Raw genomic sequence first — 23,090 nt, forward strand, 5'->3', positions numbered from 1 at the left:
TTTCCCGTTATCGGACACCCTGCCAAAGGAGCTCTACATGACCGTGCTGCTGACCTGGCTGATCAACGCGCTTGCGCTTCTGATCATCACCTATCTGGTGCCGTCGATTCATATCCGCAGTTTCGGCACCGCCTTGATCGTCGCGGTGGTGCTCGGGTTGATCAATACGATCCTGCGCCCGGTGCTGATCCTGTTGACGCTGCCCGTCACGATCGTCACGCTCGGACTCTTCATTCTGGTGGTCAATGCGCTGTGCTTCTGGCTGTGCGCGTCGCTGCTGAAGGGGTTCGAAGTATCGGGTTTCTGGTCGGCGTTCTTCGGCTCGATCCTGTACAGCATCGTTTCGTGGCTGCTGTCCGCGCTTATTTTCGGCAACCGCAGTCTCGGTTGATCTACTGAATCATGAACCCGATCGAACTTTCATTCGAATTCTTCCCGCCGAAAACGCAGGAAGGCGTCGACAAGCTGCGCGCCACCCGTGCGCAGCTTGCGTCGCTCAAGCCCAAGTTCGTGTCCGTCACGTTCGGTGCCGGCGGCTCGACGCAACAGGGCACGCTCGACACCGTCGTCGATATGGCGAAGGAAGGGCTCGAAGCGGCGCCCCACGTATCGTGCATCGGCTCCTCGAAAGAGAGCCTGCGCGCGATCCTCAACGAGTACCGCGCACATGGCATCCGTCATATCGTCGCGCTACGCGGCGATCTGCCGTCCGGCATGGGCGAAGTCGGCGAACTGCGTTATGCGTCGGAACTGGTGAGCTTTATCCGCGCCGAATTCGGCGACTGGTTCTGGATCGAGGTGGCCGGCTATCCGGAGTACCACCCGCAGTCGCGCTCGCCGCGTCACGATCTGGAAAACTTCGCCAACAAGGTGAAGGCCGGCGCCAATTCGGCGATCACGCAGTACTTCTTCAACGCCGACGCGTACTTCCGTTTTGTCGACGACGCGAAGAAGCTCGGCGTGGACGTGCCGATCGTGCCAGGCATCATGCCGATCACGAACTTCTCGCAACTGATGCGTTTCTCGGAGATGTGCGGCGCGGAAGTGCCGCGCTGGGTCGCACGCCGTCTGGAAAGCTTCGGCGACGATCGCGAGTCGATTCGCGCGTTCGGGCTGGATGTGGTGACCGACCTGTGCGGCCGTCTCATCGACGCGAAGGTGCCGGGCCTCCACTTCTACACGCTTAACGGCGCTGCGGCGACCAAGGCGATCTGCGAACGGCTGGGCGCTTAAGCGGCCAGCACCGTTGTCCAAAAACCGCGCGGCTTACCCAGCCGCGCGGTTTTTTTTCGCCGGAGGTCTACCGTTTGGGGAGCTCGGACATTCCGCGCTTCAAGCCTTTGCTGCGTTGCAGCAGACATGCGCCGCCAGGTGTTTCCCTGCGGCGTATAAGCCCGCATTGAACCCGATTTTTGTGCTGTCTATGATCGAAGCGCAGCTGACGTGGCTGCTGTGCGGAGAACGTGATGACAGTATCCCGATTGCTGTTTGCAGTTCGCCATACCTGCCTTCCCGTCTTGAGCGCCTGCGCTGTTCTGGCTGCGGGCGTCGCGCCCGCAGCAGCCGGCGCGGCCACCTTGCCCGACAAAACCCTCGTGTTCTGCTCCGAAGGCAGTCCCGCGGGCTTCGATTCTGCGCAGTACACCACCAGCGTTGAATTCACCGCCGCCTCGTACACCGTCTATAACCGGCTTGTCGAGTTCGCGCACGGCAGTACCGATATCGAGCCGGGTCTCGCTGAGAAGTGGGATGTGTCGCAGGACGGCCTGCAATACACGTTCTATCTACGGCATGGGGTGAAGTTTCAGACCACCTCGTTCTTCAAGCCGACTCGCGAATTCAATGCCGACGACGTCGTCTTCACTTACCAGCGAATGCTGGATCCCGACCAGCCGTTCCGTAAGGCGTACTCGGTGCCGTTTCCCTACTTCGTCGATCTCGGACTGGCAAAGAACATCGCCAAGGTCGAGAAGCTGGATCCGTACACGGTACGTTTCACGCTAAAGGAGGTGGATGCACCGTTCCTGCAGCAGATCGCGATGCCGTTCGCGTCGATTCTGTCGGCGGAGTACACGGATCAACTGCTGAAAGCTGGCAAGGCATCTGATATCAACCAATTTCCCGTCGGCACCGGGCCGTTCATTTTCCGCAGCTATACGAAGGACGACACGATCCGCTTCGACGGCAATCCGGATTACTGGAAGCCGGGCGTCGTGAAGGTCGGCAAGCTCATCTTCGCGATCACCACGGATCCGGCGGTGCGGCTGCAGAAGCTGAAGCGCGGAGAATGTCAGGTGATGAGCTACCCGCGTCCTGCGGATATTCCGCAGATCAAGACTGATACGTCGCTGGCGCTGCCGAGCCAGGTCGGTTTCAATCTGGGCATCCTCGGGTACAACACGACGAAAAAGCCGCTCGACAACGTGCTGGTGCGACGCGCGCTGGATATGTCGGTCAATAAGAAGGCGATCATCGAGTCGGTGTACCAGGGCGCCGGGCAGATTGCGACGAATCCCATGCCGCCAACCCAATGGGGCTACGACAAAAATCTGAAAGATGCGCCTTACGACGTCGACAAGGCCAAGGCGTTGCTGAAGGAGGCCGGCTACCCGGACGGCTTCGACCTGACCCTGTGGGCCATGCCTGTCCAGCGGCCCTACAACCCGAACGCCCGGCTGATGGCCGAAATGCTGCAGGCCGACTGGGCGAAGATCGGTGTCAAGGTGACGATTGCGACGTACGAGTGGGGTGAGTACATTCGCCGCGCCCATGCTGGCGAGCACGAGGCAATCCTGATCGGCTGGACGGGAGACTACGGCGATCCTGACAATTGGCTTGGTGTGTTGCTCGGCTGCGACGCGGTGAAGGGCAGCAATTTCTCCAAATGGTGCTACAAACCTTTCGACGATCTGATCAGGAAAGGCCGTGGCACCACCGATCTTGCCGAGCGAACCAAGGCCTATGTGGAGGCGCAGGAAATCTTCAAACAGCAGGTTCCGTTCACGCCGATCGCCCACTCGACGGTGTATCAGCCGATCAGCAAAGACGTCACGGGTTTCAAGATCGATCCGTTCGGCCCGACGCAGTTCATGAACGTCGGCCTGAAATAAGCGCGAGCGGGCCGCCTTCCTGCGGCGCCCGCCTCGCGACAGCCGCACGCTCCGGCCAGCGCCGGCGTGCGGCCGTCCTTATGCCTGATTGGTTTCCGATCGTCAACAGGAGTATTTTCCTCCGCTTGTTGCTGTGAGCCAAGCTCAAGTAAGATCGCGCTACGCCGGCGGAAGCCGGCCCCGAACCTGGAGGAAACATGAAGCAAAACAACCTGTTGCGCGCCGCGCGTGTTACGACGCTCGTCGCAGCTGCAGCGGCATCGTTGGTGGGCGCGAACAGCGCGCGCGCCGAGATCCCGAACAAGACACTCGTTTACTGCTCAGAAGGCAGCCCTGCGGGTTTCGATCCGGCCCAGTACACGACTGGCACCGATTTCACGGCTAACACGTTCACCGTCTATAACCGCCTCGTCGAATTCGAGCGCGGTGGCACCAAGGTCGAGCCGGGCCTCGCCGAAAAATGGGAAGTCTCCGCGGACGGCAAGACGTACACGTTCCACCTGCGTCATGGCGTGAAGTTCCAGACCACGTCGTTCTTCAAGCCGACGCGCGAATTCAATGCGGACGACGTCGTGTTCACGTTCCAGCGCATGCTGGACCCGAACTCGGCATTCCATAAGGCCTATCCGGTGCAGTTCCCGTACTTCACCGACATGGGTCTCGACAAGCTGATCACCAGCGTCGAAAAGGTCGATCCGTACACGGTCAAGTTCACGCTGAAGGAAGTCAACGCACCGTTCATCCAGAATCTGGCGATGGAATACGCGTCGATTCTGTCGGGCGAATACGGCGACCAGTTGCTGAAGGCCGGCAAGGCCGCCGACATCAACCAGTATCCGGTCGGCACGGGCCCGTTCATCTTCCGCAGCTATACGAAAGACGCGACGATCCGCTTCGACGGCAATCCGGATTACTGGAAGCCGAACGCAGTGAAGATCTCGAAGCTGATCTTCTCGATCACGCCGGACGCCGGCGTGCGCGTGCAGAAGATCAAGCGTGACGAATGCCAGGTGATGAGCTACCCGCGTCCGGCCGACATCGCGCCGCTGAAGGCTGAAGCGAATATCGACATGCCGTCGCAGCCGGGCTTCAACCTCGGCTATCTCGCGTACAACGTGACCCACAAGCCGGTCGACAAGGTCGAAGTGCGTCAGGCGCTCGACATGGCGATCAACAAGAAGGCGATCATCGAATCGGTGTATCAAGGCGCAGGCCAGGCCGCGACGAATCCGATGCCGCCGACCCAATGGTCGTACGACAAGAATCTGAAGGGCGCATCCTTCGATTCGGACAAGGCCAAAGCGCTGCTGGCCAAGGCCGGTTATCCGAACGGCTTCGACATCACGCTGTGGGCGATGCCGGTGCAACGCGCCTACAACCCGAACGCCCGTCTGATGGCGGAAATGATCCAAGCCGACTGGGCCAAGATCGGCGTGAAGGCGAAGATCGTCACGTACGAATGGGGTGAGTACATCAAGCGCGCTCACGCAGGGGAAGACGACACGATGCTGATCGGCTGGACCGGCGACAACGGCGATCCGGACAACTGGCTCGGCACGCTGCTCGGCTGTGAAGCGGTGAACGGCAACAACTTCTCGAAGTGGTGCTACAAGCCGTTCGACGATCTGATCCAGAAGGGTCGCGTCACGTCCGATCAGGGCGCGCGCACGACGGCTTACATGCAGGCGCAGCAGATTTTCGCGCAGCAACTGCCGTTCTCGGCGATTGCGCACTCGACTGTTTATCAGCCGGTCAGCAAGAAGGTCGTCGACATGCGTATCGAGCCGCTTGGCTACGCGCGCTTTGACGGCGTTAGCGTCAAGTAAAAGTCATACAGTAAAGCTTACGCAGTAGCTTTTCGCACGGTTAGAAAACTGGTCGAAATGGTCCGGCGACCGGGGTCACAAGCCCTCGTCGCCGGTTGCGTTTTTTCTTCATCAAGACCATAGGGACGAACCATGTTCCGCTTTGTTTTGCGCCGCATCGGCATGGTGATACCGACATTCATCGGCATCACGATCCTCGCGTTTGCGCTGATTCACCTGATTCCGGGCGACCCCATCGAAGTGATGATGGGCGAGCGCGGCGTCGATCCCGCCATGCATGCCGCCGCGATGCACCGCCTCGGGCTCGACGAATCCTTGCCGATGCAATACGTTCACTACATCGGTCGCGCCATGCACGGCGACCTCGGCACCTCGATCATCACCAATACCAGCGTGATGGGCGAATTCCTCGCACGATTTCCCGCTACCGTCGAACTGTCGATCTGCGCCATGCTGTTCGCGCTGATCGTCGGCCTGCCGGCGGGCGTGTTCGCGGCGCTCAGGCGCGGCACGGTGGTCGATCACGGCGTGATGGGTACGGCGCTGACCGGCTATTCGATGCCGATTTTCTGGTGGGGCTTGATCCTCATCATGTTTTTTTCCGTCGACCTTGGCTGGACGCCGGTGTCGGGCCGCATCGCAGTCGAATACGACATTCCGCACGTGACCGGCTTCATGCTGATCGACGCGTTGATGTCCACCGACGAAGGCGCGTTCAAATCCGCGGTCAGTCACCTGATTTTGCCGGCCATTGTGCTCGGCACGATTCCGCTGGCGGTGGTCGCGCGGATGACGCGCTCGTCGATGCTCGAAGTGCTGCGCGAAGACTACATTCGCACGGCGCGTGCGAAGGGTTTGTCGCCTGGTCGCGTGATCGTTGTGCATGCATTGCGTAATGCGCTGATTCCGGTCGTGACCGTGATCGGCTTGCAGGTCGGCACGTTGCTCGCGGGCGCCGTGCTGACGGAGACGCTGTTTTCGTGGCCGGGTATCGGCAAGTGGCTGATCGACGCGATCGGCCGGCGCGATTATCCGGTGGTGCAGGGCGGTATTCTGATGATCGCTACGCTGGTGATCGTTGTGAACCTCGTCGTCGATCTGCTGTACGGCGTGCTGAACCCGCGCATTCGCCATACGAGGTGAGAATATGAACCCCCACGCAAACTTACGTTCGCTGCCTTCCGAGGGGGCGCATGCCACCCTTGAGGCGGCGCTGCGGGAGGCATGAACGATCATGGCAGACATACAAAATACAGTCCCCCAATCGGTCACTCCACCCAGTGGCCGTGCTATAGCCGCCCGCGAATTCTGGGCGAATTTCTCGCGTAACCGTGGTGCGGTTGCTGCCGGCCTCGTTGTGCTGGTGTTGATCTTCATCGCGATCTTCGCGCCGTTGATCGCGCCGCATAGCCCGATCGAGCAGTATCGCGACTCCGTGAAGATCCCGCCCGCCTGGCTCGACGGCGGCAACTGGAAGTTTGTTCTCGGCACTGACGAAGCGGGCCGCGACATCCTCTCGCGTTTGATGTACGGTGCGCGGCTGTCGTTCTGGATCGGCTTTGTCTCGGTGGTGCTCGCGCTGATTCCGGGCATCGTGCTCGGCCTGATCGCGGCGTTCTTCGAGAAATGGGCCGATACGCCGATCATGCGCATCATGGACGTGCTGCTCGCGTTGCCCTCGCTGCTGCTGGCCGTTGCGGTGGTCGCGATCATCGGTCCGGGTCTCGTCAATACGATGCTGGCCATCGCGATCGTCGCGCTGCCGGGATATGTGCGTTTGACGCGCGCATCGGCGCAAGGCGAATTGCAGAAAGAATATGTGACGGCTTCGCGGGTTGCTGGCGCGGGCACGTTGCGCCTGATGTTTTCGCAAGTGCTGCCGAACTGCACCGCACCGTTGATCGTGCAGGCTACGCTGGGTTTTTCGTCGGCGATTCTCGATGCCGCTGCGCTCGGCTTCCTCGGTCTCGGCGTGCAACCGCCGTCGGCGGAGTGGGGCGCGATGCTGGCCTCGGCGCGTGACTATATCGACAGCGCCTGGTGGATCGTCACGATGCCGGGTCTCTCCATCCTGATCTCTGTGCTCGCGATCAATCTGCTCGGCGACGGGCTGCGCGACGCGCTCGATCCCAAACTGAAACGGATGGCATGATGGAACAACCCCCACGTTCACTTCATTCACTGCCCCCCGAGGGGGCGGGTCAGCCCACTTCGGGCGGCCGCGCGCGTACTGACAGCAATTTGTTGACCATCCGCAATCTCGCGGTAAATTTCAACGGACTGCCCGCAGTTGATCGGATCAACCTCGATGTCGCGCCGGGCGAAGTAGTCGGCGTAGTCGGCGAATCGGGTTCGGGCAAGAGCGTGACGATGATGGCGCTAATGGGCCTGATCGACGCGCCCGGCAAGGTCACCGCTGACGAAATCACCTTCAACGGCAAGAGTCTGCTGAAGGCGTCGGCCAAGGAACGCCGCAAGATCATCGGCAAAGATATCGCGATGGTGTTCCAGGACGCGCTCACCAGTCTGAATCCGAGCTACACGGTCGGCTATCAGATCAAGGAAGTGCTCAAGCTGCACGAAGGCCTGCGCGGCAGCGCGTTGGACAAACGCGCGCTGGAGTTGCTCGACCAGGTCGGCATTCCTGACGCGAAGAGCCGTATTACGTCGTTCCCGCATCAGATGTCGGGCGGCATGAACCAGCGCGTGATGATCGCGATGGCGATTGCCTGCAACCCGAAGCTGCTGATCGCCGACGAACCGACCACCGCGCTCGACGTGACGATCCAGGCGCAGATCATGGAGTTGCTGATCAAGCTGCAGAAGGAACGCGGCATGGCGCTCGTGCTGATCTCGCACGATCTGGCGGTGGTGTCCGAGGTCGCGCAGCGTGTCGCGGTCATGTACGCTGGCGAAGTGATCGAAACGAACCGCGTGCCGGACATCTTCGCCGCGCCGCATCATCCGTACACGGAAGCGTTGCTGGCGGCGATTCCGGAACACAACGTCGGCGCAGTGCGGCTCGCCGCACTGCCGGGCATGGTGCCGGGGCGTGATGATCGTCCGAAAGGCTGTCTGTTCGCACCGCGTTGCAAGTATGTGGTCGACGATTGCATGAAGGCGCGACCGGCCTTGACGCCGATGCAAGGCCACGCGGAAGTGGCGCGCGTGCGCTGCATCAAACCCCTGAACCTGAGCGGCGACGCCAACGTTCACACCCATGGAGGCGCACGATGAACGCAGTACTCGAACCGCGGCGCCAGTCGGACCATGCGGGCGATCACGTGCTGGTTGCCGACAAGCTTGCGCGTTACTACACGGTGAAGCGCAGCATGTTCAGCCAGGGCACGGTCAAGGCTTTGAACGGCGTGTCGTTTGCGCTCGAACGCGGCAAGACCCTGGCAGTGGTGGGTGAATCCGGCTGCGGAAAATCCACCCTCGCGCGCCAACTGACCATGATCGAAAAGCCCAGCGCGGGGCGCCTGCTGATCGACGGTGAAGATGTGGCGGGCGCCGATCACGCGAAGATCGCGGCGCTGCGGCGGCGCGTGCAGATGGTGTTCCAGAATCCGTTTGCCTCGCTGAATCCGCGCAAGACGGTCGAGCAGACGCTCGGCGAACCGCTCGCGATCAACACGCAACTGAGCACGACCGAACGCGCCGAACGGATCGCGCAGATGATGCGCACGGTCGGCCTGCGCCCGGAACATGCCAAGCGCTATCCGCATATGTTCTCGGGCGGCCAGCGGCAGCGCGTGGCGATTGCGCGCGCGATGATCCTCGATCCGCAGATCGTGGTGGCCGATGAACCGGTGTCCGCGCTCGACGTGTCGATCCAGGCGCAGATTCTCAATCTGTTCATGGATTTGCAGGCGCAGTTCAAGACCAGCTACGTATTCATCTCGCACAACCTCTCGGTGGTGGAGCATATCGCCGACGATGTGATGGTGATGTATTTCGGCGGCGTGGCGGAGCTCGGCGACAAGAAGCGGATTTTCTCGAATCCGCGTCATCCGTACACGCGCGCGCTGATGTCGGCCACGCCTTCGATCTTCGAAGCGGATCGCACCATCAAGATCAAGCTGCAGGGCGAAATGCCGTCGCCGCTGAATCCGCCGTCGGGCTGCACGTTCCATCAGCGCTGCCCGTATGCGATCGACCGCTGCCGCAGCGAAGAACCGAAGCTGCGTGAAGTGGATGGCCGTCAGGTGTCGTGTCACCGCGCCGAGGAGGTGGGGGACATGGATGCCTGATGCAGTGGCGGCGCGTCGTCTTGCGCGCCGCTCGCGTGATGGTGGCCGCCACGCTGCTTTCGCGCGGCGCTGGGGAGCGTTTGCACTAACCGGTGCCGCGCTCCTCGGCGTCTGTTCTGCTTTTCACCTGGGCGCGGGGCCGATCGGTCTCGCGCATGCGGCTGGCGCGGCCGCTAATGCGCCCGCTCAGGCAGGGCGGCCGGCGATGCCGGTGCCCAGTCTGCCGGCGCCGCCACGCGCCACCTTGCCGGGCTTCAATCCGCCGCCCGCTACACCTGGCACCACGGCAAGCGGTCCGGTGCGCGCGCAGCCGGCGCGCATGCCGTTTTATGTCGCGACACGCGGCACCACGACCATCTACGTGCTCGGCACGTTGCATGTCGGCGACCCCGCCGACTATCCGCCCGGGCAGCCGTTCCGCGCGCCGATCCTCGGCGCGCTGGTGGCTTCGCCGACGCTGGCGCTCGAACTCTCACCCGACGAACTGCTGGTCTCGCAAGACGACGTGTCGAAGTACGGCGTATGCCGACGCGACTGTCTGCCAGGTCTGCTGCCCGAACCTTTGTGGCGCAAGCTCGCCTTGCGGCTGCGCGGCAATCCCGCGGCGCAGGATGAAATCAAGAAGATGCGGCCGTGGCTCGCGTCCCTGGTGGTCGAAACCTACGATTCGTTGAGTGCCGGCTTGCAGACCGAGTACGGCACGGAAGCGCAATTGCAGAACGTGTATATCAGGACGCGCGGCAAGATCGTCGGTCTCGAGACCTTGCCACAGCAAATGCGAGCGTTCACCGGACTCACGCTCGCGCAGCAGCGCGAAATGCTCGCGCAGGACCTGATGCAGACGCCCGCGGAAAACGTCGACGATGTGAAGACGTTGCATCGGCTGTGGCGAGTGGGTGATGCCGACGCGATTGCGGCGTGGCAAGCCGCGAAGTCCGAAAAACTGGCGCGCGACAAGCGGATCTCCGATTCGATCGACAACCGGATCGTGTACGAGCGCAACCGGCGTTTTGTGTCACGGATGCTGCTGATCGCCGGGCCGAACAAGCCCGTGTTCGTGGCAATCGGCGCGTTGCATCTGGGTGGCCGCAAGGGCGTGCTGCAGCTTTTGCGGCAGCATGGATTCGTGGTGGAGGCGGGGTGAGATGCGTTCCGGCCTGACGCGAGATACGCGTAGTGGCCAACCGCAGTCCTAACCGGGATAGGCCGTTCGGCCAGACCATGAACCGCTATTTAAACAGCCAGTCCGACGTTGACGTGCGTCGCAAACTGCTCGCGGCTCACGCGGACATAGCACACCATGCGTGCTATGATGTATGTACAGACGTCAATACAGGTGCTGTGTGCAGTTTGAATGGGACGAAGTCAAAAATCAAATCAACATTCGTAAGCATGGCATCGACTTTAGAGATGCTATCGACGTGTTCGATCATCCTGTGCTGACAGCGATAGATCAGCGGGAAGACTACGGTGAGGATCGCTGGATCGCGCTAGGCTGGATGGCCGCCATCGTAGGTGTGGTGGTGTACGTTGAACGCTATGCGGATGTGATCCGTATCATTTCGGCCCGCAAGGCGACGAAGCACGAGGTCAAGCGCTACAAGTACAGCGTCTGGAATTGACTTGCACCGTGGCAATAGCTGGAAACGAGCAGAGGCGAAATTATGGGTAAAGCAACGGGAACCGACTGGAAACGACTTGCAAAGGCAGATGACGCGCAAATCGATACGAGCGAAGTGCCTGAACTGGGCGACGACTTTTTTGATCGCGCCGAACTGCACGTTCCGCCGAAACAGGCGGTGACGATGCGCCTGGATGCGGACGTATTGAACTGGTTCAAAGAGCAGGGGGCCGGCTATCAGACGCGCATCAACAAATTGTTGCGCGCCTACATGCTGGCGCAGCAGCGCCGTCGTCCTTAAGATACGGTGCCGTGGCGTTCTGTCTGTGCAAGAACAAGCATGCGTTAAGAAGGCGCTGCGCAGAAACATCTGAAATCTGCGCAGCGTAGGGTTTATAGACTACCGCTGCGCAGTTCTTCCGACACACGGTTGACCACCGTCGCCCAGTCGCCCAGCAGCGTTTGCCGGAATAATTTCATCTCCGGATACCACGGCGTATCGTTGCGCGCTTCCAGCCAGCGCCAGTCCGAGTTGGCGGGCAGCAGCACCCATACCGGTTTGCCTAAGGCTGCGGCCAGGTGCGCTACACCGGTGTCCACGGCGATCACCAGATCGAGATTCATGATGAGCGCGGCCGTATCGTCGAAGCTCTTCAGATCCGCGGTGAAATCGTGAGTGCGGAAAGCGTCGGGCGCACCGGCCAATTGATCGTGTGCTATGCCCTTTTGCAGCGGAAACCACGCCACGTTCTCCAGTTCGCTTAGCACGTTCAGATCGGCGAGCGTCATCGACCGGTAGCGGTCGTTGCCGAACGTCGGGCTGCCGGCCCACACCAGCCCCACCTTGCGTTTCGATTTGCCTGCAGCGTCCACTCGCTTGCGCCATGCCTTGATCTTCGTTTGCTCGGCGAATAGATAAGGCACTTCAGCGGGAATAGTCGACAGTTCTGTGCCGACGCAGGAGGGCACGCTCATCATTGGCACCCAGAAATCGTACTGACCGTCGGGCTTGCCGCTGAATGCGCGATGCACGCCCGGGATGCGCTCGACCAACGGCAGCAGCGGTTCGCGCACGCAGATATCCACCGTGGCGCCGAGTTGTTCTAGCACTCGCACATAGCGCAGAAACTGGAAGTGGTCGCCGAAACCCTGTTCACCGACCAGCAACAGACGGCGCCCCTGGAGCGGCTCGCCACGCCACTCGGCAACACCCGGTACGGCGATTGCCTCGTAGTCGCTTTTGCGCCAGCGCTTCGCAAACTCGGCCCAACCCTGCTTGTAATCGCCGCGCTTGAGCAACAGCCACGCGAGGTTCTGATGCGCATCCGCGTAGTGGGGATCGAGTTCCAGCGCATGGCGATAGAAGCCTTCCTCTTCGTCGAGGCGGCCCTGCGCGCCGAGCGATCCGCCGAGGCAAACCAGATTCGTGGGATTCGGCTTGAGCGCCACCGCCCGGCGATATTGCGATTCTGCGCCGGCGTAGTCGCCGAGCTTGCCGATCAGGCTGCCCAGGTTGATGTGTGCCTCTGCGTACTGAGGACGGAGCGCCAAAGCCTGCTCGAAACTGGCGATCGCTTCAGTGTGCCGGCCTTGCGCGTTGTACGCGTTGCCCGCGTTGAAATGCACCTCGGCCAAATGAGGATCGAGCGACGACGCGCTCCGGTAGCAGGCGAGTGCCTCGTCATAACGCCCCAGTTTGGCGAGCGCCGTGCCGAGGTTCAGGTACGCGTCGACAAAGGCGGGCTCGGCCGAAAGCGCCAGCCGATATTGTTCGATTGCGACTTCCAGGGCGCCTTGTGCCTGCAGCGCGACGCCGAAGTTGTTGCGTGCGTCGGCGAAGTCCGGTTGTAACCGTAGGGCCTGGTCGTAGCAGATCATGGCTTCTTCCTGATGGCCGAGTGCGGCGGCGGCGAGACCGCGGTTACTCCAGCAGGCAGCGTTGTTCCGGTCGATCCGGAGCGCGGCGCTGATCAACCGGGCGGCAGACTCATGGTCACCTAGCTGATGCTGCAGCACGCCGTAGTAGTGCAATGCGTCGACGTGAGTGGGATCGATAGCGAGGGCTTCGCGGTAGAACGGTCCGGCGGCCTCTAACTGGCCGGCCTGGTGAGCTTGGAATGCAGTATTGAAAAGCGAAACTAGGTGGGCGGAAGGCGATGTCTGCGAACTGTCAACGCGGGATGGATATTCCATGAGGACCTGGAAGGGAGGGCGCCGATATCGCGCTTAGCACGCGGCGGCATACGTGGATGGAAGACCATCCGCCAGCGTAAGGTTCGGCGTCGACGCTGACGATCGGACACATCCTAATTCGGCGATTTTCAGGTGCGTCAGAATGGAAACGCTGATCCCGCGCGTGGACTTCATGCCATTGCGAAATCGATCTTCCACCTTGCGCGTTTCGGAGCGGTCCTAAAGACGAGGCATCACGCGGCGCCCACAATTGACACCCCGATCGGACGCACGCCTTTCGCTTAGCCTGCGCGGGCGTCCATCACCTACCCCTGTCCGCAGCGCTGAGCGATATCAACGATCAGGGCACCCGGACGGCACCTTCCACGCACACCTGCTCGCCGATCATGCCAGTCCCTTTCTCTCTTTCACCCGACGACATCACAGCCTTGCACAAAGCGGCCGACACAGCTCGCGAAGCAGGCAACGTCGACGAGGCACAGAGACTTCTCGACCGGCTCCTCGCGCGCAATCCCAGACATGGCGGTGCGTTATTCGCCTACGCGTTGCTGGCGCTCGAATCGAAGCAGATGGACTCGGCGCAAAGCTGGGCCGAACGCGCCCTTGAGGCTCAGCCTGACGCGGCCTCCTTTCACCTGCAGTGCTTCATCCAGATCAAAACGGACGCCATCGCCGCTGCCAGGCACACTGCGCAACTCGGTCTTGAGCGTCACCCCGACGCGGCATCACTCCATTTTTTTCTCGGTCTGACGCTGCAGATGCAGGGGCACAACCAGGCCGCGGCACACGCTTATCGCAGGCTGCTCGAACTCGATCCGGACCATGTGGGTGCACATGCCAATCTGGGGACCGTCACCAAGCACCTGGGTGCGTTGGACGAAGCCGAGTGGTATTTGCGTCGAGCCATTGCGTTGAAACCGGACTATCTCAGTGCCCGCTGCAATCTCGCTACGGTTTTGCTGACTTCGGGGCAGTATGAAGAAGCATGGCCTCTGTTCGAAGACCGCTGGGTCAATATGGTCGATGGACAGGGACGCCCCACGCCGGAGCGCCCGCCGGTGCCGTTGCCGCAATGGAAAGGAGAGAATCTGAACGCCGTCAGCCGTATGGACGACGAGGGTGCTCGCCACCGCCCGCGTCTGCTGGTCTTTCATGAGCAGGGATTCGGCGACAGTCTGCAGTTCGTGCGCTATCTGCCGTTGGCCCTCGAGCATTTTTCCGAGGTCGGCTACATCTGCCCGCAACCTTTGAAGCGTCTCTACGAGCAGTCGTTCGAAGCGCGCTGGCCGGGCGTGACGGTACTCGAAAACGTCGAGCCGGACTTCGACGAGTGGGACTGGTATTGCCCACTGATGTCGTTGCCCATGGCGTTCGGCACGCGGCTGGACACCATTCCGGCCTTCACCTATCTGCATGCCGATGCCGGGCGTGCCGCCTGGTGGCATGCCCGGCTGGCTGCGTTACCGAACCCCGACTTGCCACGCGTAGGCGTGGTGTGGGCCGGAGGTCATTCAGGTTTTACCGCGGACACGGTGCGCAGCATGACCTCCGCACACATGGCGCCGCTGCTCGCCATGCCGCACATCCGCTGGATCAGTTTGCAAAAGACCGACGACCCGGCGAAGCGGGCCGACCCGGCAACGGAGACATGTCTGGCAAACTGGATGGATGAAATCGACGACTTCGCGGACACCGCCGCACTGATCGAGAACCTTGATCTGGTGATCTCGGTCGATACGTCGGTCGCGCATCTGGCCGCAGCAATGGGTAAGCCGGTCTGGCTGCTCAATCGCTTTGCGGGTTGCTGGCGCTGGCTGCACGATCGCGAGGATAGCCCGTGGTATCCGAGCGTACGAATCTTCACCCAGCCGCAACAGGGCGACTGGGACAATGTGCTCGAACAGGTTCCTGCAGCCCTGCGGCAGCACTTTGGGTCAGACAGCGCGAGAGATGACCCACGCAGTCTCGTTTAGCCGGTGAATCACACGTCTTGATCCCGCCCGCTGTTTTACTCAGCCGCACCGCATCGCATCGCACCGCTTCAACCCACACGGTCGAACACATTGTTCGTCTATATTTGCCGAAGCGGTGAATCCAAACTCCTACAGGAACATCAGGAAATTCAGCAGCAAGATGTTCACGACCAGCAAGGTCAGCGCGGTGGGTATCTGCACCTTGATCACCGCGTTCTTGTCCGGTAGCTCCAGCAGCGCGGCCGGCACCATGTTGAAATTTGCGGCCATCGGCGTCATCAGCGTGCCGCAGTATCCCGAGAACATGCCGATTGCGACCATCACCGCCGGGTTGCCGTGAAACACGCCGACCAGAATCGGTACGCCGACGCCGCCCGTCATCACCGGGAACGCGGCGAAGCCGTTGCCCATCACCATCGTGAAGAGCGCCATGCCGATGCAGTACACGGCCACCGCGATAAAGCGGTAGTCGAGGCTGATGTAAGCCGTGGTCACGTGAGCGACGGCCTTGCCGACACCGGCGTCCGAGAACACGAGGCCGAGCATGCCGAGCATCTGCGGCAGCACCGCGGCCCATGACAACGCATCGACCAGGCGGCGTGCCTCTTTCATCGACTGGCCGACGGTATCGCGCGTCAGTACACAGGCAATCGCCAGGGCGATCACGCAGCCGATGCCGAAGCCGATCAGCGTCACGTTGGCTTTCTCGATCAGCGGCATGCCGCCGAAGATCAGATGACTGGCCGACAGCGTAATGATCACGGTGACGACCGGAATCGTCAGTGCGGGCACGAACAGCTTGTTGCCCAGACGCGCGGCGCTAGCCTTGCGCGCTTCGAGCGACAGCAGCTTCGGCTTGGCCGCGGTTACGCCGCCGAAGCCCGCAGCCAACGCCATCACGATCACCAGCACGCCGACCACCGAGGGCGGCAGCTTGTCGCCGATCAGGAAGATCAGCGCGTAAAGAATCCAGAACCCGCCGGCGGTGAAACGGCGCGGGTGCTCTTTATCCGTGACGATCATGCCGCCTATAACGAGCAGCACCGCGCCAAGCAGCCAGAACAGATAGGTAATCGTGAATGTCATGCTTTGTCTCCTGCGGCGGGTTGCGTCGGCGAAACGGAGGCGGTGTTCGCTGCGGCATTGCCGCGCAGTTCGCGTTCGAGCCTGCGGTCGAGCAGATAGAGGCGGAAGCCGTGAATGATGAACGCGCAGATCGCGGTCGGAATGCCCCAGACGGCCACGTGAATCGGCTCGACGACGATGCCGGCTTCTTTCAGGAAGGTCGTCATCAGCACGATTGCGCCGAACGCGACGAAGATGTCTTCACCGAAGAACAGGCCGACGTTGTCGGTCGCCGCGGAGAAGGCGCGCAGCTTGTAGCGGACCGCGTCGCTGATTTTGCCGAAGCGCGTTTCAGTCGCGCCCTCGGCCATCGGCGCGATCAGCGGACGCACCATCTGCGGATGGCCGCCGAGACCGGTCAGCCCGACAGCGGCGGTCAGTTCGCGTACCAGCAGATAAACGATCAGCAAACGCCCCGCGGTCGCTGCCTTGATGCCGCCGATCCACGCTTGCGCGCGCTCGCGCAGGCCATGCCGTTCCAGCAGGCCGATCACGGCCAGCGGCAGCAGGATGATCAGCGGGATATTGCGCGTCTTGATGAAGCCGGTGCCGATTTCGGCGAGGATCTTTTCAGGCGGGAAGTGCGCGGCCAGACCGGTGATGATCGCGGCCACCGCCACGATCAGCATCGGATTGAACCGGAGTAAAAAGCCGACGATGATGACGGCCACGCCAATGAGCGGCCATAGACTGACTGTTGTCTGCATCTGGATCTCCAAACAGGGTTTCAACCTCGCCGCTTGTGGCGGCTAACGTGGGCCGGCGCCTGAGGATCCATGCGCCGTCTTGCTGCCACGGCTCTTGCTGGCCGCGTTGCTTCGACTACACCTGCACCTGCGGCTTGTTTGCTGCTCGTTCGCCGCTTATCTACTGCTCATTTGCCGTTCTGCTGCGGATACGGCCATACGTCCTGCACCTGGCAAACGCCCCGCATGGAGCGGGGCGTTCGGGGTGGGGTAACAGTTGAATCGTGCTGTCTGAGTCGCGTTGGCCGACGCGCGGATCAGACGCTCGCGGCACCGGCCGCGTGAACCTCAATGCCGGCGTCCTCTAACGCGCTGCGAATGCGCCGCGCGAACGCCAGCGCATGGGGACCGTCGCCGTGCAGACAGATGGTTTGAGCGTTGAGCGGCACCCAGCGTCCGTCGATGGCCTGCACGCGGCGCTCGCGCACCATCGCGAGCGTGCGCGCCAGCACCAGGTCTTCGTCTTCGAGCAGCGCGCCCGGCTCCTTGCGTGGCACTAGCGAGCCGTCGGCGCGATAGCCGCGGTCGGCGAAGACTTCTTCGACGGCGGTCAGGCCGGCTGACCGGGCGGCCGTCACGAGTCCGCTGTTGGCGAGCGCGAAGACCGCCACCGACGGGTCGAAATCGTGTACCGCCGAAACGATCGCATCGGCAATCTTCGCGTCGCGCGCGGCCTGGTTGTACAGCGCGCCGTGCGGCTTGACGTGCGCGATGCGGCCGCCCTCGGCTTGCGCGATCGCCGACAAGGCGCCCAGCTGATACAGCACGCCCGCGTAGATGTCGTTGACCGGCAAATCCATTTCCTTGCGGCCAAAATTCTCAGGATCGTTAAAGCTCGGATGCGCGCCGATCGACACGCCTTTTTGCACCGCCCAGCGTACGCAGTCGCGCATGGCATTGGCGCCGCCCGCATGCCAGCCGCACGCGATGTTGGCCGAGCTGACGAGGTCGAGCAGCGCCTCATCGGAGCCGCAGCCTTCGCCGAGGTCGGCGTTCAAATCGATTTCCATGGTGTTCCTCTACGCTTAAGAAAACGCCGGCCCGTCCCAGGTTTTTCGCTCCGCAGGAAATCCCCTAGGGGGCTCGATGCGAAGCGTCAGGTTGGGGGCGCTCACTCTCACTATTACAGCGCCGCGACCGTCGTCTGACGTGCGCAGCGTTCTTCATGCATGGCAATCGCGGCGTCGATCTGCCGCAAATACGTGCGTTCTTCCAGCAATGCCTGACGCGCCTCATAAGGCGTCGTCGGGATGAAACGGATGGCAGCGTTCAGGCGAACCTGGGCGAGCTTCCATAGATCGGCCTGGATCACGGCGCCGATCTTCGGATAGCCGCCCGTGGTTTGCGCATCGCTCATCAGCACGATCGGCTGGCCGTTCGGCGGGACCTGAATCGTGCCGGGCAACACCGCGTGCGAAAGCAGATCGCTTTTCCGGGTGCGCTTCAATTCAGCGCCGGCGAGGCGGTAGCCCATGCGGTTGCTGTTCGGCGTGACCAGCCATTCGTCGGACCAGAACGATTCGTGCGCTTCTTCGGTGAAGTTGTCGTATTCGGGGCCTTGCAGCACGCGGATCGGCACGGCCCACGGCACGCCGGACGGGTGCCGGCCACGCCGTAGCGGTTCGTGTACCAGCACGAACTTGCACCAGGCGGGCGCCTTGACGCCGAACTCCGGCGCTTCGGGGGTAAAGCCGAGGTGGCCGCGTTGCGGCGGCGCGCCGACCGGCAGACGATCGCCGTCACGCAGTGCGCGGCCCCCCAATCCGCCGAAATGGCCGGCGAGATCCGTGCTGCGCGAGCCGAGCATCGGCAACACGTCGATGCCGCCGGCTATGCAGACATAGCCGCGCATGCCGCGTTTGGCCGCTTGCAGAACCAGTTCCTGGCCGGCCTGCACCGGCAGGCTCCACCATGAATAGACGGGTTTGCCGTCGAGCGTCGCGCCGAATTCGGTGCCGGTGATGGCCACGCGTGTGGCGCGCAGAAAGCGCAGCACGGTCGGGCCGAAGGTAATTTCCAGGCCGGCCGCATCGGGCCGGTTGCCGACCAGCCGGTTGCCGACTTCAAGCGACAGACGGTCGAGCGCGCCACCCATCGCGACGCCGAGATGCCGGTAGCCGTGGCGTCCAAGATCCTGAATCGTGGTCAGGAGACCCGCGCGAATCACATCGATCATGCGTGTATCCCCGCGATGGTAAAACGCACCCGGTCGCCCGGTTGCAGCAACGTGGGCGGACGGCGAGCCGGATCGAACAGCGGCAGTTCGGTGCGGCCGATCAACTGCCAGCCGCCCGGAGAAGTTGCCGGATAAATGCCGGTCTGCTCGCCACCGATGCCGACCGACCCCGCCGGCACTTCCAGCCGGGGCGACGAACGGCGCGGCGTATGCAGCGCCTTGTCGAGACCGCCCATATAGGCGAAGCCCGGCTGAAAGCCGAGGAAAAACACCACGTACTCGCCATCCGCATGATGTTGCACGACCTCGCGCACGCTCAGGCCGGTGTGATTGGCGACCGCTTGCAGGTCGGGACCGAACTCGCCGCCGTATTGCACCGGAATGTCGACTTCACGGCCGGCCGCGGGCGCGTCGCCCACCTCGCTCCAGGCCGTTTGCAGACGGCTCGCCAGCGCTTCGCGATCGGCTTCGAGCGAATCGAAGACGAGCGTCAGATTGTTCATGCCCGGCACGACCTCCAGCACATGTGGCCAGTCTCGCGCGGCCAGGGCGGTGGCCCACACGCGACGCTGGCAGTCCAGCGTGGCCGGCGGCGGCGCCTCGCAGACGAGCGCGGAGTCGCCGAGCGGAAAGATTCTTGGTTGGCTCATCGCTTAATGGCCCAGGTCGAGTCGAAATATCGAGCATATCGGACCCTATGGATATTTATCGGCATAGGGTCCGCGATGTTTGGAGCGTACATTATCAATAAAATATCAACAATTTATCAATAAGCGTTTTCGCCAGGCTCCCGGAATGAGTGGCCTCGTCGTACACTCCCGACACCTTCCCATCCTGTCTCTCGAGAATCTTCACCATGTCGCGCCATCCCACCAAGATCGTTTCCTCGGAACATCTCGTGTCTGACACCAGCGCGGAGCTGTCCGAACTGGAGTACGCACTCATCATGGCGGGCAACGCGTTCAATCGATGGATGGTGCGCTGTATGTCCGCGGCCGGCGAAAAGGACATGACCGCGATCGAAGTCTCGCTGCTGCACCACGTTAGCCATCGCGAGCGGCGCAAGAAGCTGGCGGACATCTGCTTCGTGCTGAACATCGAAGACACGCACGTCGCCACTTACGCGCTGAAGAAGCTCGTAGCTAGAGGGTATGTAAAAAGCGAAAAGACCGGCAAGGAAGTGTTCTTCTCGGCGACCGATGCAGGCCGTGAGCTCTGTCTGAAATACCGCGAGGTGCGCGAGAGCTGCCTGATTTCGACGCTGAAGGAAAGTGGCCTGACCAATGAGCAGATTGGCGAGGCAGCGCAACTGATGCGCAATGCGTCGGGACTGTACGACACGGCTGCGCGGGCGGCGGCGTCTCTATAAAGGGGGCGGCCTTGACGGCTGTTGAAGGAGACGCCTCGCACGGCGCGCTTCAAATGCTTAACCCTCCGACTGGGGATAGAGGCCGGCTTCCGTCACGATCAGATCGAGCGGGATGTCGTGAGCTTCGTGCTGCAAGGCGTCCGTACGGCACGCTTCATAGGCGATGCCGACCGTGACCGGCTTCTTCAACCTAGGCCATGCGCTCAGCGTGCGATCGTAGTAGCCACCGCCGTAGCCGAGCCGGAAGCCATCGGCGTCGAAGCCCACGCACGGCACGAACAGCAGATCGGGCACCACCACGCGCCCCGAAGTGGGCTCGGCGATCTTGTGATGACCGATCTTCATCGCCGTGTCCGGCGCCCACGCGTGAAATTCGAGCGGCACACCGCGCGCCTTGACGATCGGTAAACTCGCCTCGCGTTGCGAGTCGGCCGCGAGCCAGACCGCAATCGCGGCGCGCGCGTCGAATTCGCCCGCCAACGGCCAATAGAACCCCACGCTGCTCACACCGTAGCGCTTCAACACATCGAGAATGCGACGGTTGAGCGCGGCGTTGTGCGCCGGCTCGGAAGCCGCTTGTAGCCTTGCTTCCAATAGCATTCGACGCAGTGCCTTTTTCGATTCCGCGACGGGGTTGCATGCTATGCTTGGGTTCAATTCGCGCTCCAGAAACAACGATGTCAAAACGCCTCTATCGAGTATATCGCGCGGCCAGCCTGGCGCTTGCCGCTGCGGCACTCGTCGCGTGCAGCACGGCCTCCGCCGTCAAGCCCATTCCCCTTTCTCAACTGACGAACGACGACCAGATTTTCGTCCAGCTTCGCGAGGCCGCCCGCAATAATGATGCGGCGCGCGCGGCGCAACTGGCGAGCATGATCCCGAGCTATCCGGCGCCTTCGTATCTGGAGTACTTCCAGCTCAAGCCGCAATTGTTCGATTCCAGCGGCCATGCGCGCGTTGACGCGCCGGATGCACCGGTGCTGTCGTTCCTGCAGAAATACGACGGCCAGGCCATCGCCGACCGCTTGCGCAACGACTACCTCACGGTGCTCGGTGCGCGTCACGACTGGCGCAACTTCGATCAGCAATACGCGCGTTTCGTGCTGAACGACGATACGCAGGTGAAGTGCTACGCGCTCGAGTCGCGTGCCGCGCGGGGTGAAAACGTCGCTGACGCGGCGCGCGCGCTGCTGGTCGATCCGAAGTGGTATGGCGACGGCTGCGTCGATCTGGTCACCGCGCTCGCGGTCAATCAGCAATTCAGTTCCGACGACGTATGGCAACAGATTCGCCTTGCGTACGAACAGAACTACACGGGCACAGGCAGTAAGCTCGTTGATGCGCTCAGTAACCAGCCGCCCGATCCGGTGCTGTTCGGCCAGGCCACGAGCACGCCGCCGTTACTGCTGGCGCGTGGTGTCGGTCCGGATACGCAGTCGCACCAACTCGCCTTACTCGCGATCACGCGCATGGCGCGCAACGACCCGGCCATGGCCGCGGCCACGTTCGCTTCGGTGGCGCCGTCGCTGAGTTCGCCCGAGCGCGCAATCGGCTGGGGCACGATTGCCTATCAGGCTGCCGTCAAGCAGATGCCGAGCGCGGTGGACTGGTACCGGCTCTCGGTGAATGCGCCGCTGTCGACGCCGGCGTACGAATGGCGCACCCGCACCGCGCTGCTCGCCGGCGACTGGACGATGGTGCGCTGGTCGATCGAACAGATGCCGGCGGCGTTGCGCAATCAGCCGTCGTGGGTGTACTGGCACGCGCGTGCGCTCAAGCAAGCTGGCGACACGACCACCGCCAACCAGGAATTCGAGTCGATCTCGCAGGGCTTCAACTTCTACGGCCAACTGGCTTCGGAAGAACTCGGCCAGAAGATCACCGTGCCGCCTAAAACCACGGTGACCGACGCCGAAGTCCAGCAGGCCGGCAATACGCCGGGCTTCGATCTGGCGCAACGTTTCTATGCGTTGAATCTGCGGCTCGAAGGCAATCGAGAATGGAACTGGCCGCTGCGCAATATGAGCGACCGGCAACTGATCGCCGTGGCCGAATACGCGCGCCGCATCGAGTTGTATGACCGTACCGTGAACACGGCGGACCGCACGAAGAGCGAGCACGATTTCTCGCTGCGTTACCTGTCGCCGTTCAAGGACATCGTCGAGCGCGATGCGCAGTCGAATGGGCTCGATGTCGAATGGGCATACGGGCTGATTCGTCAGGAGTCGCGCTTCATCATGAACGCGCGCTCGGAAGTGGGCGCGAGCGGTTTGATGCAGCTGATGCCGGGCACCGCGCAACTGGTGGCGAAGAAGATCGGTCTCGGCCCGATTTCGCGCGAGCAGATGAACGATATCAACACCAATATCCTGCTCGGCACGAACTACCTGTCCATGATCTACAATCAGTTCGACGGGTCCGCCGTGCTGGCCACCGCCGGTTATAACGCCGGTCCCGGCCGTCCGCGCAACTGGCGGCAAACGTTGCAGCATCCGGTTGAAGGCGCGATCTTCGCCGAGGCGATTCCGTTCCAGGAAACGCGCGACTACGTCAAGAATGTGTTGTCCAACACGGTCTACTACGCGGCATTGTTCGAAGGCCGTCCGCAATCGCTGAAGGCGCGTCTGGGTTATATCGCACCGTAAGCGCCGCGCCGCCGCCGCGTCATCTCTTCTGATGCGGCGGTGCGCCACGCCAG

At 62.1% G+C, this 23,090-nt stretch carries 21 protein-coding genes; 14 read left to right on the forward strand and 7 right to left on the reverse strand.

The window, feature by feature from the left end:
* Positions 1-37 precede the first annotated feature (37 nt).
* The 11 genes from PQQ95_RS01995 to PQQ95_RS02045 all read left to right on the forward strand — a co-directional run bounded on the left by PQQ95_RS01995 (position 38) and on the right by PQQ95_RS02045 (position 11,111).
* Positions 38-391 (forward strand): phage holin family protein, encoded by a 354-nt coding sequence (locus PQQ95_RS01995; protein ID WP_054040830.1) that lies wholly within the window; start codon positions 38-40, stop codon positions 389-391.
* An 11-nt stretch (positions 392-402) separates the two neighbouring features.
* Positions 403-1,233 carry a methylenetetrahydrofolate reductase [NAD(P)H] gene (gene metF, locus PQQ95_RS02000; protein ID WP_408434303.1) on the forward strand — a complete coding sequence of 277 codons (831 nt, stop codon included), beginning with the start codon at positions 403-405 and terminating at the stop codon, positions 1,231-1,233.
* 233 nt (positions 1,234-1,466) lie between these two features.
* Positions 1,467-3,110: an ABC transporter substrate-binding protein gene (locus PQQ95_RS02005; protein ID WP_408434306.1), complete on the forward strand. Its 1,644-nt coding sequence runs from the start codon at positions 1,467-1,469 to the stop codon at positions 3,108-3,110.
* A 197-nt stretch (positions 3,111-3,307) separates the two neighbouring features.
* Complete coding sequence (locus tag PQQ95_RS02010) at positions 3,308-4,936, forward strand: ABC transporter substrate-binding protein (protein ID WP_408434309.1); 1,629 nt, start codon at positions 3,308-3,310, stop codon at positions 4,934-4,936.
* 132 nt (positions 4,937-5,068) lie between these two features.
* A complete protein-coding gene (locus PQQ95_RS02015; RefSeq protein ID WP_200565234.1) occupies positions 5,069-6,079 on the forward strand; it encodes an ABC transporter permease subunit in 1,011 nt (336 codons plus the stop codon).
* Between the two features lie 91 nt (positions 6,080-6,170).
* Positions 6,171-7,088: an ABC transporter permease subunit gene (locus PQQ95_RS02020; RefSeq protein ID WP_408434313.1), complete on the forward strand. Its 918-nt coding sequence runs from the start codon at positions 6,171-6,173 to the stop codon at positions 7,086-7,088.
* Positions 7,089-7,180: 92 nt separating this feature from the next.
* Entirely contained in the window at positions 7,181-8,173 is a 993-nt protein-coding gene (locus tag PQQ95_RS02025) for an ABC transporter ATP-binding protein (RefSeq protein ID WP_408434548.1), read from the forward strand.
* Entirely contained in the window at positions 8,170-9,189 is a 1,020-nt protein-coding gene (locus PQQ95_RS02030) for a peptide ABC transporter ATP-binding protein (protein ID WP_408434316.1), read from the forward strand. Before PQQ95_RS02025 ends, PQQ95_RS02030 begins: the two co-directional genes overlap by 4 nt.
* Positions 9,182-10,333, forward strand: a complete 1,152-nt coding sequence (locus tag PQQ95_RS02035; RefSeq protein ID WP_408434319.1) for a TraB/GumN family protein — start codon at positions 9,182-9,184, stop codon at positions 10,331-10,333. Before PQQ95_RS02030 ends, PQQ95_RS02035 begins: the two co-directional genes overlap by 8 nt.
* Before the next feature lie 199 nt (positions 10,334-10,532).
* A complete protein-coding gene (locus tag PQQ95_RS02040; protein ID WP_408434322.1) occupies positions 10,533-10,811 on the forward strand; it encodes a BrnT family toxin in 279 nt (92 codons plus the stop codon).
* Positions 10,812-10,853: 42 nt separating this feature from the next.
* Positions 10,854-11,111 (forward strand): BrnA antitoxin family protein, encoded by a 258-nt coding sequence (locus tag PQQ95_RS02045; RefSeq protein WP_408434325.1) that lies wholly within the window; start codon positions 10,854-10,856, stop codon positions 11,109-11,111.
* A 92-nt stretch (positions 11,112-11,203) separates the two neighbouring features.
* Here the strand turns inward: PQQ95_RS02045 and PQQ95_RS02050 are convergent, their stop codons facing one another.
* Positions 11,204-13,003: a tetratricopeptide repeat protein gene (locus tag PQQ95_RS02050; protein WP_408434328.1), complete on the reverse strand. Its 1,800-nt coding sequence runs from the start codon at positions 13,001-13,003 to the stop codon at positions 11,204-11,206.
* A 386-nt stretch (positions 13,004-13,389) separates the two neighbouring features.
* Between PQQ95_RS02050 and PQQ95_RS02055 the strand changes: the two genes are divergently transcribed.
* Positions 13,390-14,976, forward strand: coding sequence for a tetratricopeptide repeat protein (locus PQQ95_RS02055; protein ID WP_408434331.1), 1,587 nt, complete (start codon positions 13,390-13,392; stop codon positions 14,974-14,976).
* Positions 14,977-15,105: 129 nt separating this feature from the next.
* On the opposite strand, the gene PQQ95_RS02060 is transcribed toward PQQ95_RS02055, so the two are convergent.
* The 5 genes from PQQ95_RS02060 to pxpB all read right to left on the reverse strand — a co-directional run bounded on the left by PQQ95_RS02060 (position 15,106) and on the right by pxpB (position 19,673).
* Positions 15,106-16,062 carry a DUF979 domain-containing protein gene (locus tag PQQ95_RS02060; protein WP_408434334.1) on the reverse strand — a complete coding sequence of 319 codons (957 nt, stop codon included), beginning with the start codon at positions 16,060-16,062 and terminating at the stop codon, positions 15,106-15,108.
* Positions 16,059-16,808, reverse strand: a complete 750-nt coding sequence (locus PQQ95_RS02065) for a DUF969 domain-containing protein (protein ID WP_408434337.1) — start codon at positions 16,806-16,808, stop codon at positions 16,059-16,061. Before PQQ95_RS02065 ends, PQQ95_RS02060 begins: the two co-directional genes overlap by 4 nt.
* Positions 16,809-17,104: 296 nt before the next feature.
* Positions 17,105-17,857: a 5-oxoprolinase subunit PxpA gene (gene pxpA, locus PQQ95_RS02070; RefSeq protein WP_408434340.1), complete on the reverse strand. Its 753-nt coding sequence runs from the start codon at positions 17,855-17,857 to the stop codon at positions 17,105-17,107.
* Between the two features lie 113 nt (positions 17,858-17,970).
* The gene (locus PQQ95_RS02075; protein ID WP_408434343.1) at positions 17,971-19,023 is read right to left on the reverse strand and encodes a 5-oxoprolinase subunit C family protein; all 1,053 of its coding nucleotides are present in this window, start codon (positions 19,021-19,023) and stop codon (positions 17,971-17,973) included.
* The gene (gene pxpB, locus PQQ95_RS02080; protein ID WP_408434346.1) at positions 19,020-19,673 is read right to left on the reverse strand and encodes a 5-oxoprolinase subunit PxpB; all 654 of its coding nucleotides are present in this window, start codon (positions 19,671-19,673) and stop codon (positions 19,020-19,022) included. Before pxpB ends, PQQ95_RS02075 begins: the two co-directional genes overlap by 4 nt.
* Before the next feature lie 206 nt (positions 19,674-19,879).
* On the opposite strand from pxpB, the gene PQQ95_RS02085 reads away from it, so the two are divergent.
* Positions 19,880-20,392, forward strand: coding sequence for a winged helix DNA-binding protein (locus PQQ95_RS02085; protein ID WP_054040851.1), 513 nt, complete (start codon positions 19,880-19,882; stop codon positions 20,390-20,392).
* Positions 20,393-20,449: 57 nt separating this feature from the next.
* On the opposite strand, the gene PQQ95_RS02090 is transcribed toward PQQ95_RS02085, so the two are convergent.
* Complete coding sequence (locus tag PQQ95_RS02090; RefSeq protein ID WP_408434349.1) at positions 20,450-20,992, reverse strand: 5-formyltetrahydrofolate cyclo-ligase; 543 nt, start codon at positions 20,990-20,992, stop codon at positions 20,450-20,452.
* 77 nt (positions 20,993-21,069) lie between these two features.
* Here PQQ95_RS02090 and PQQ95_RS02095 point away from each other — a divergent pair, with 77 nt between their 5' ends.
* Positions 21,070-23,037 (forward strand): lytic transglycosylase domain-containing protein, encoded by a 1,968-nt coding sequence (locus PQQ95_RS02095; RefSeq protein ID WP_408434352.1) that lies wholly within the window; start codon positions 21,070-21,072, stop codon positions 23,035-23,037.
* Positions 23,038-23,090 lie beyond the last annotated feature (53 nt).

Origin of the sequence: Paraburkholderia caffeinilytica (assembly GCF_046030355.1) — a bacterium.
Lineage (GTDB): Bacteria > Pseudomonadota > Gammaproteobacteria > Burkholderiales > Burkholderiaceae > Paraburkholderia > Paraburkholderia caffeinilytica_B.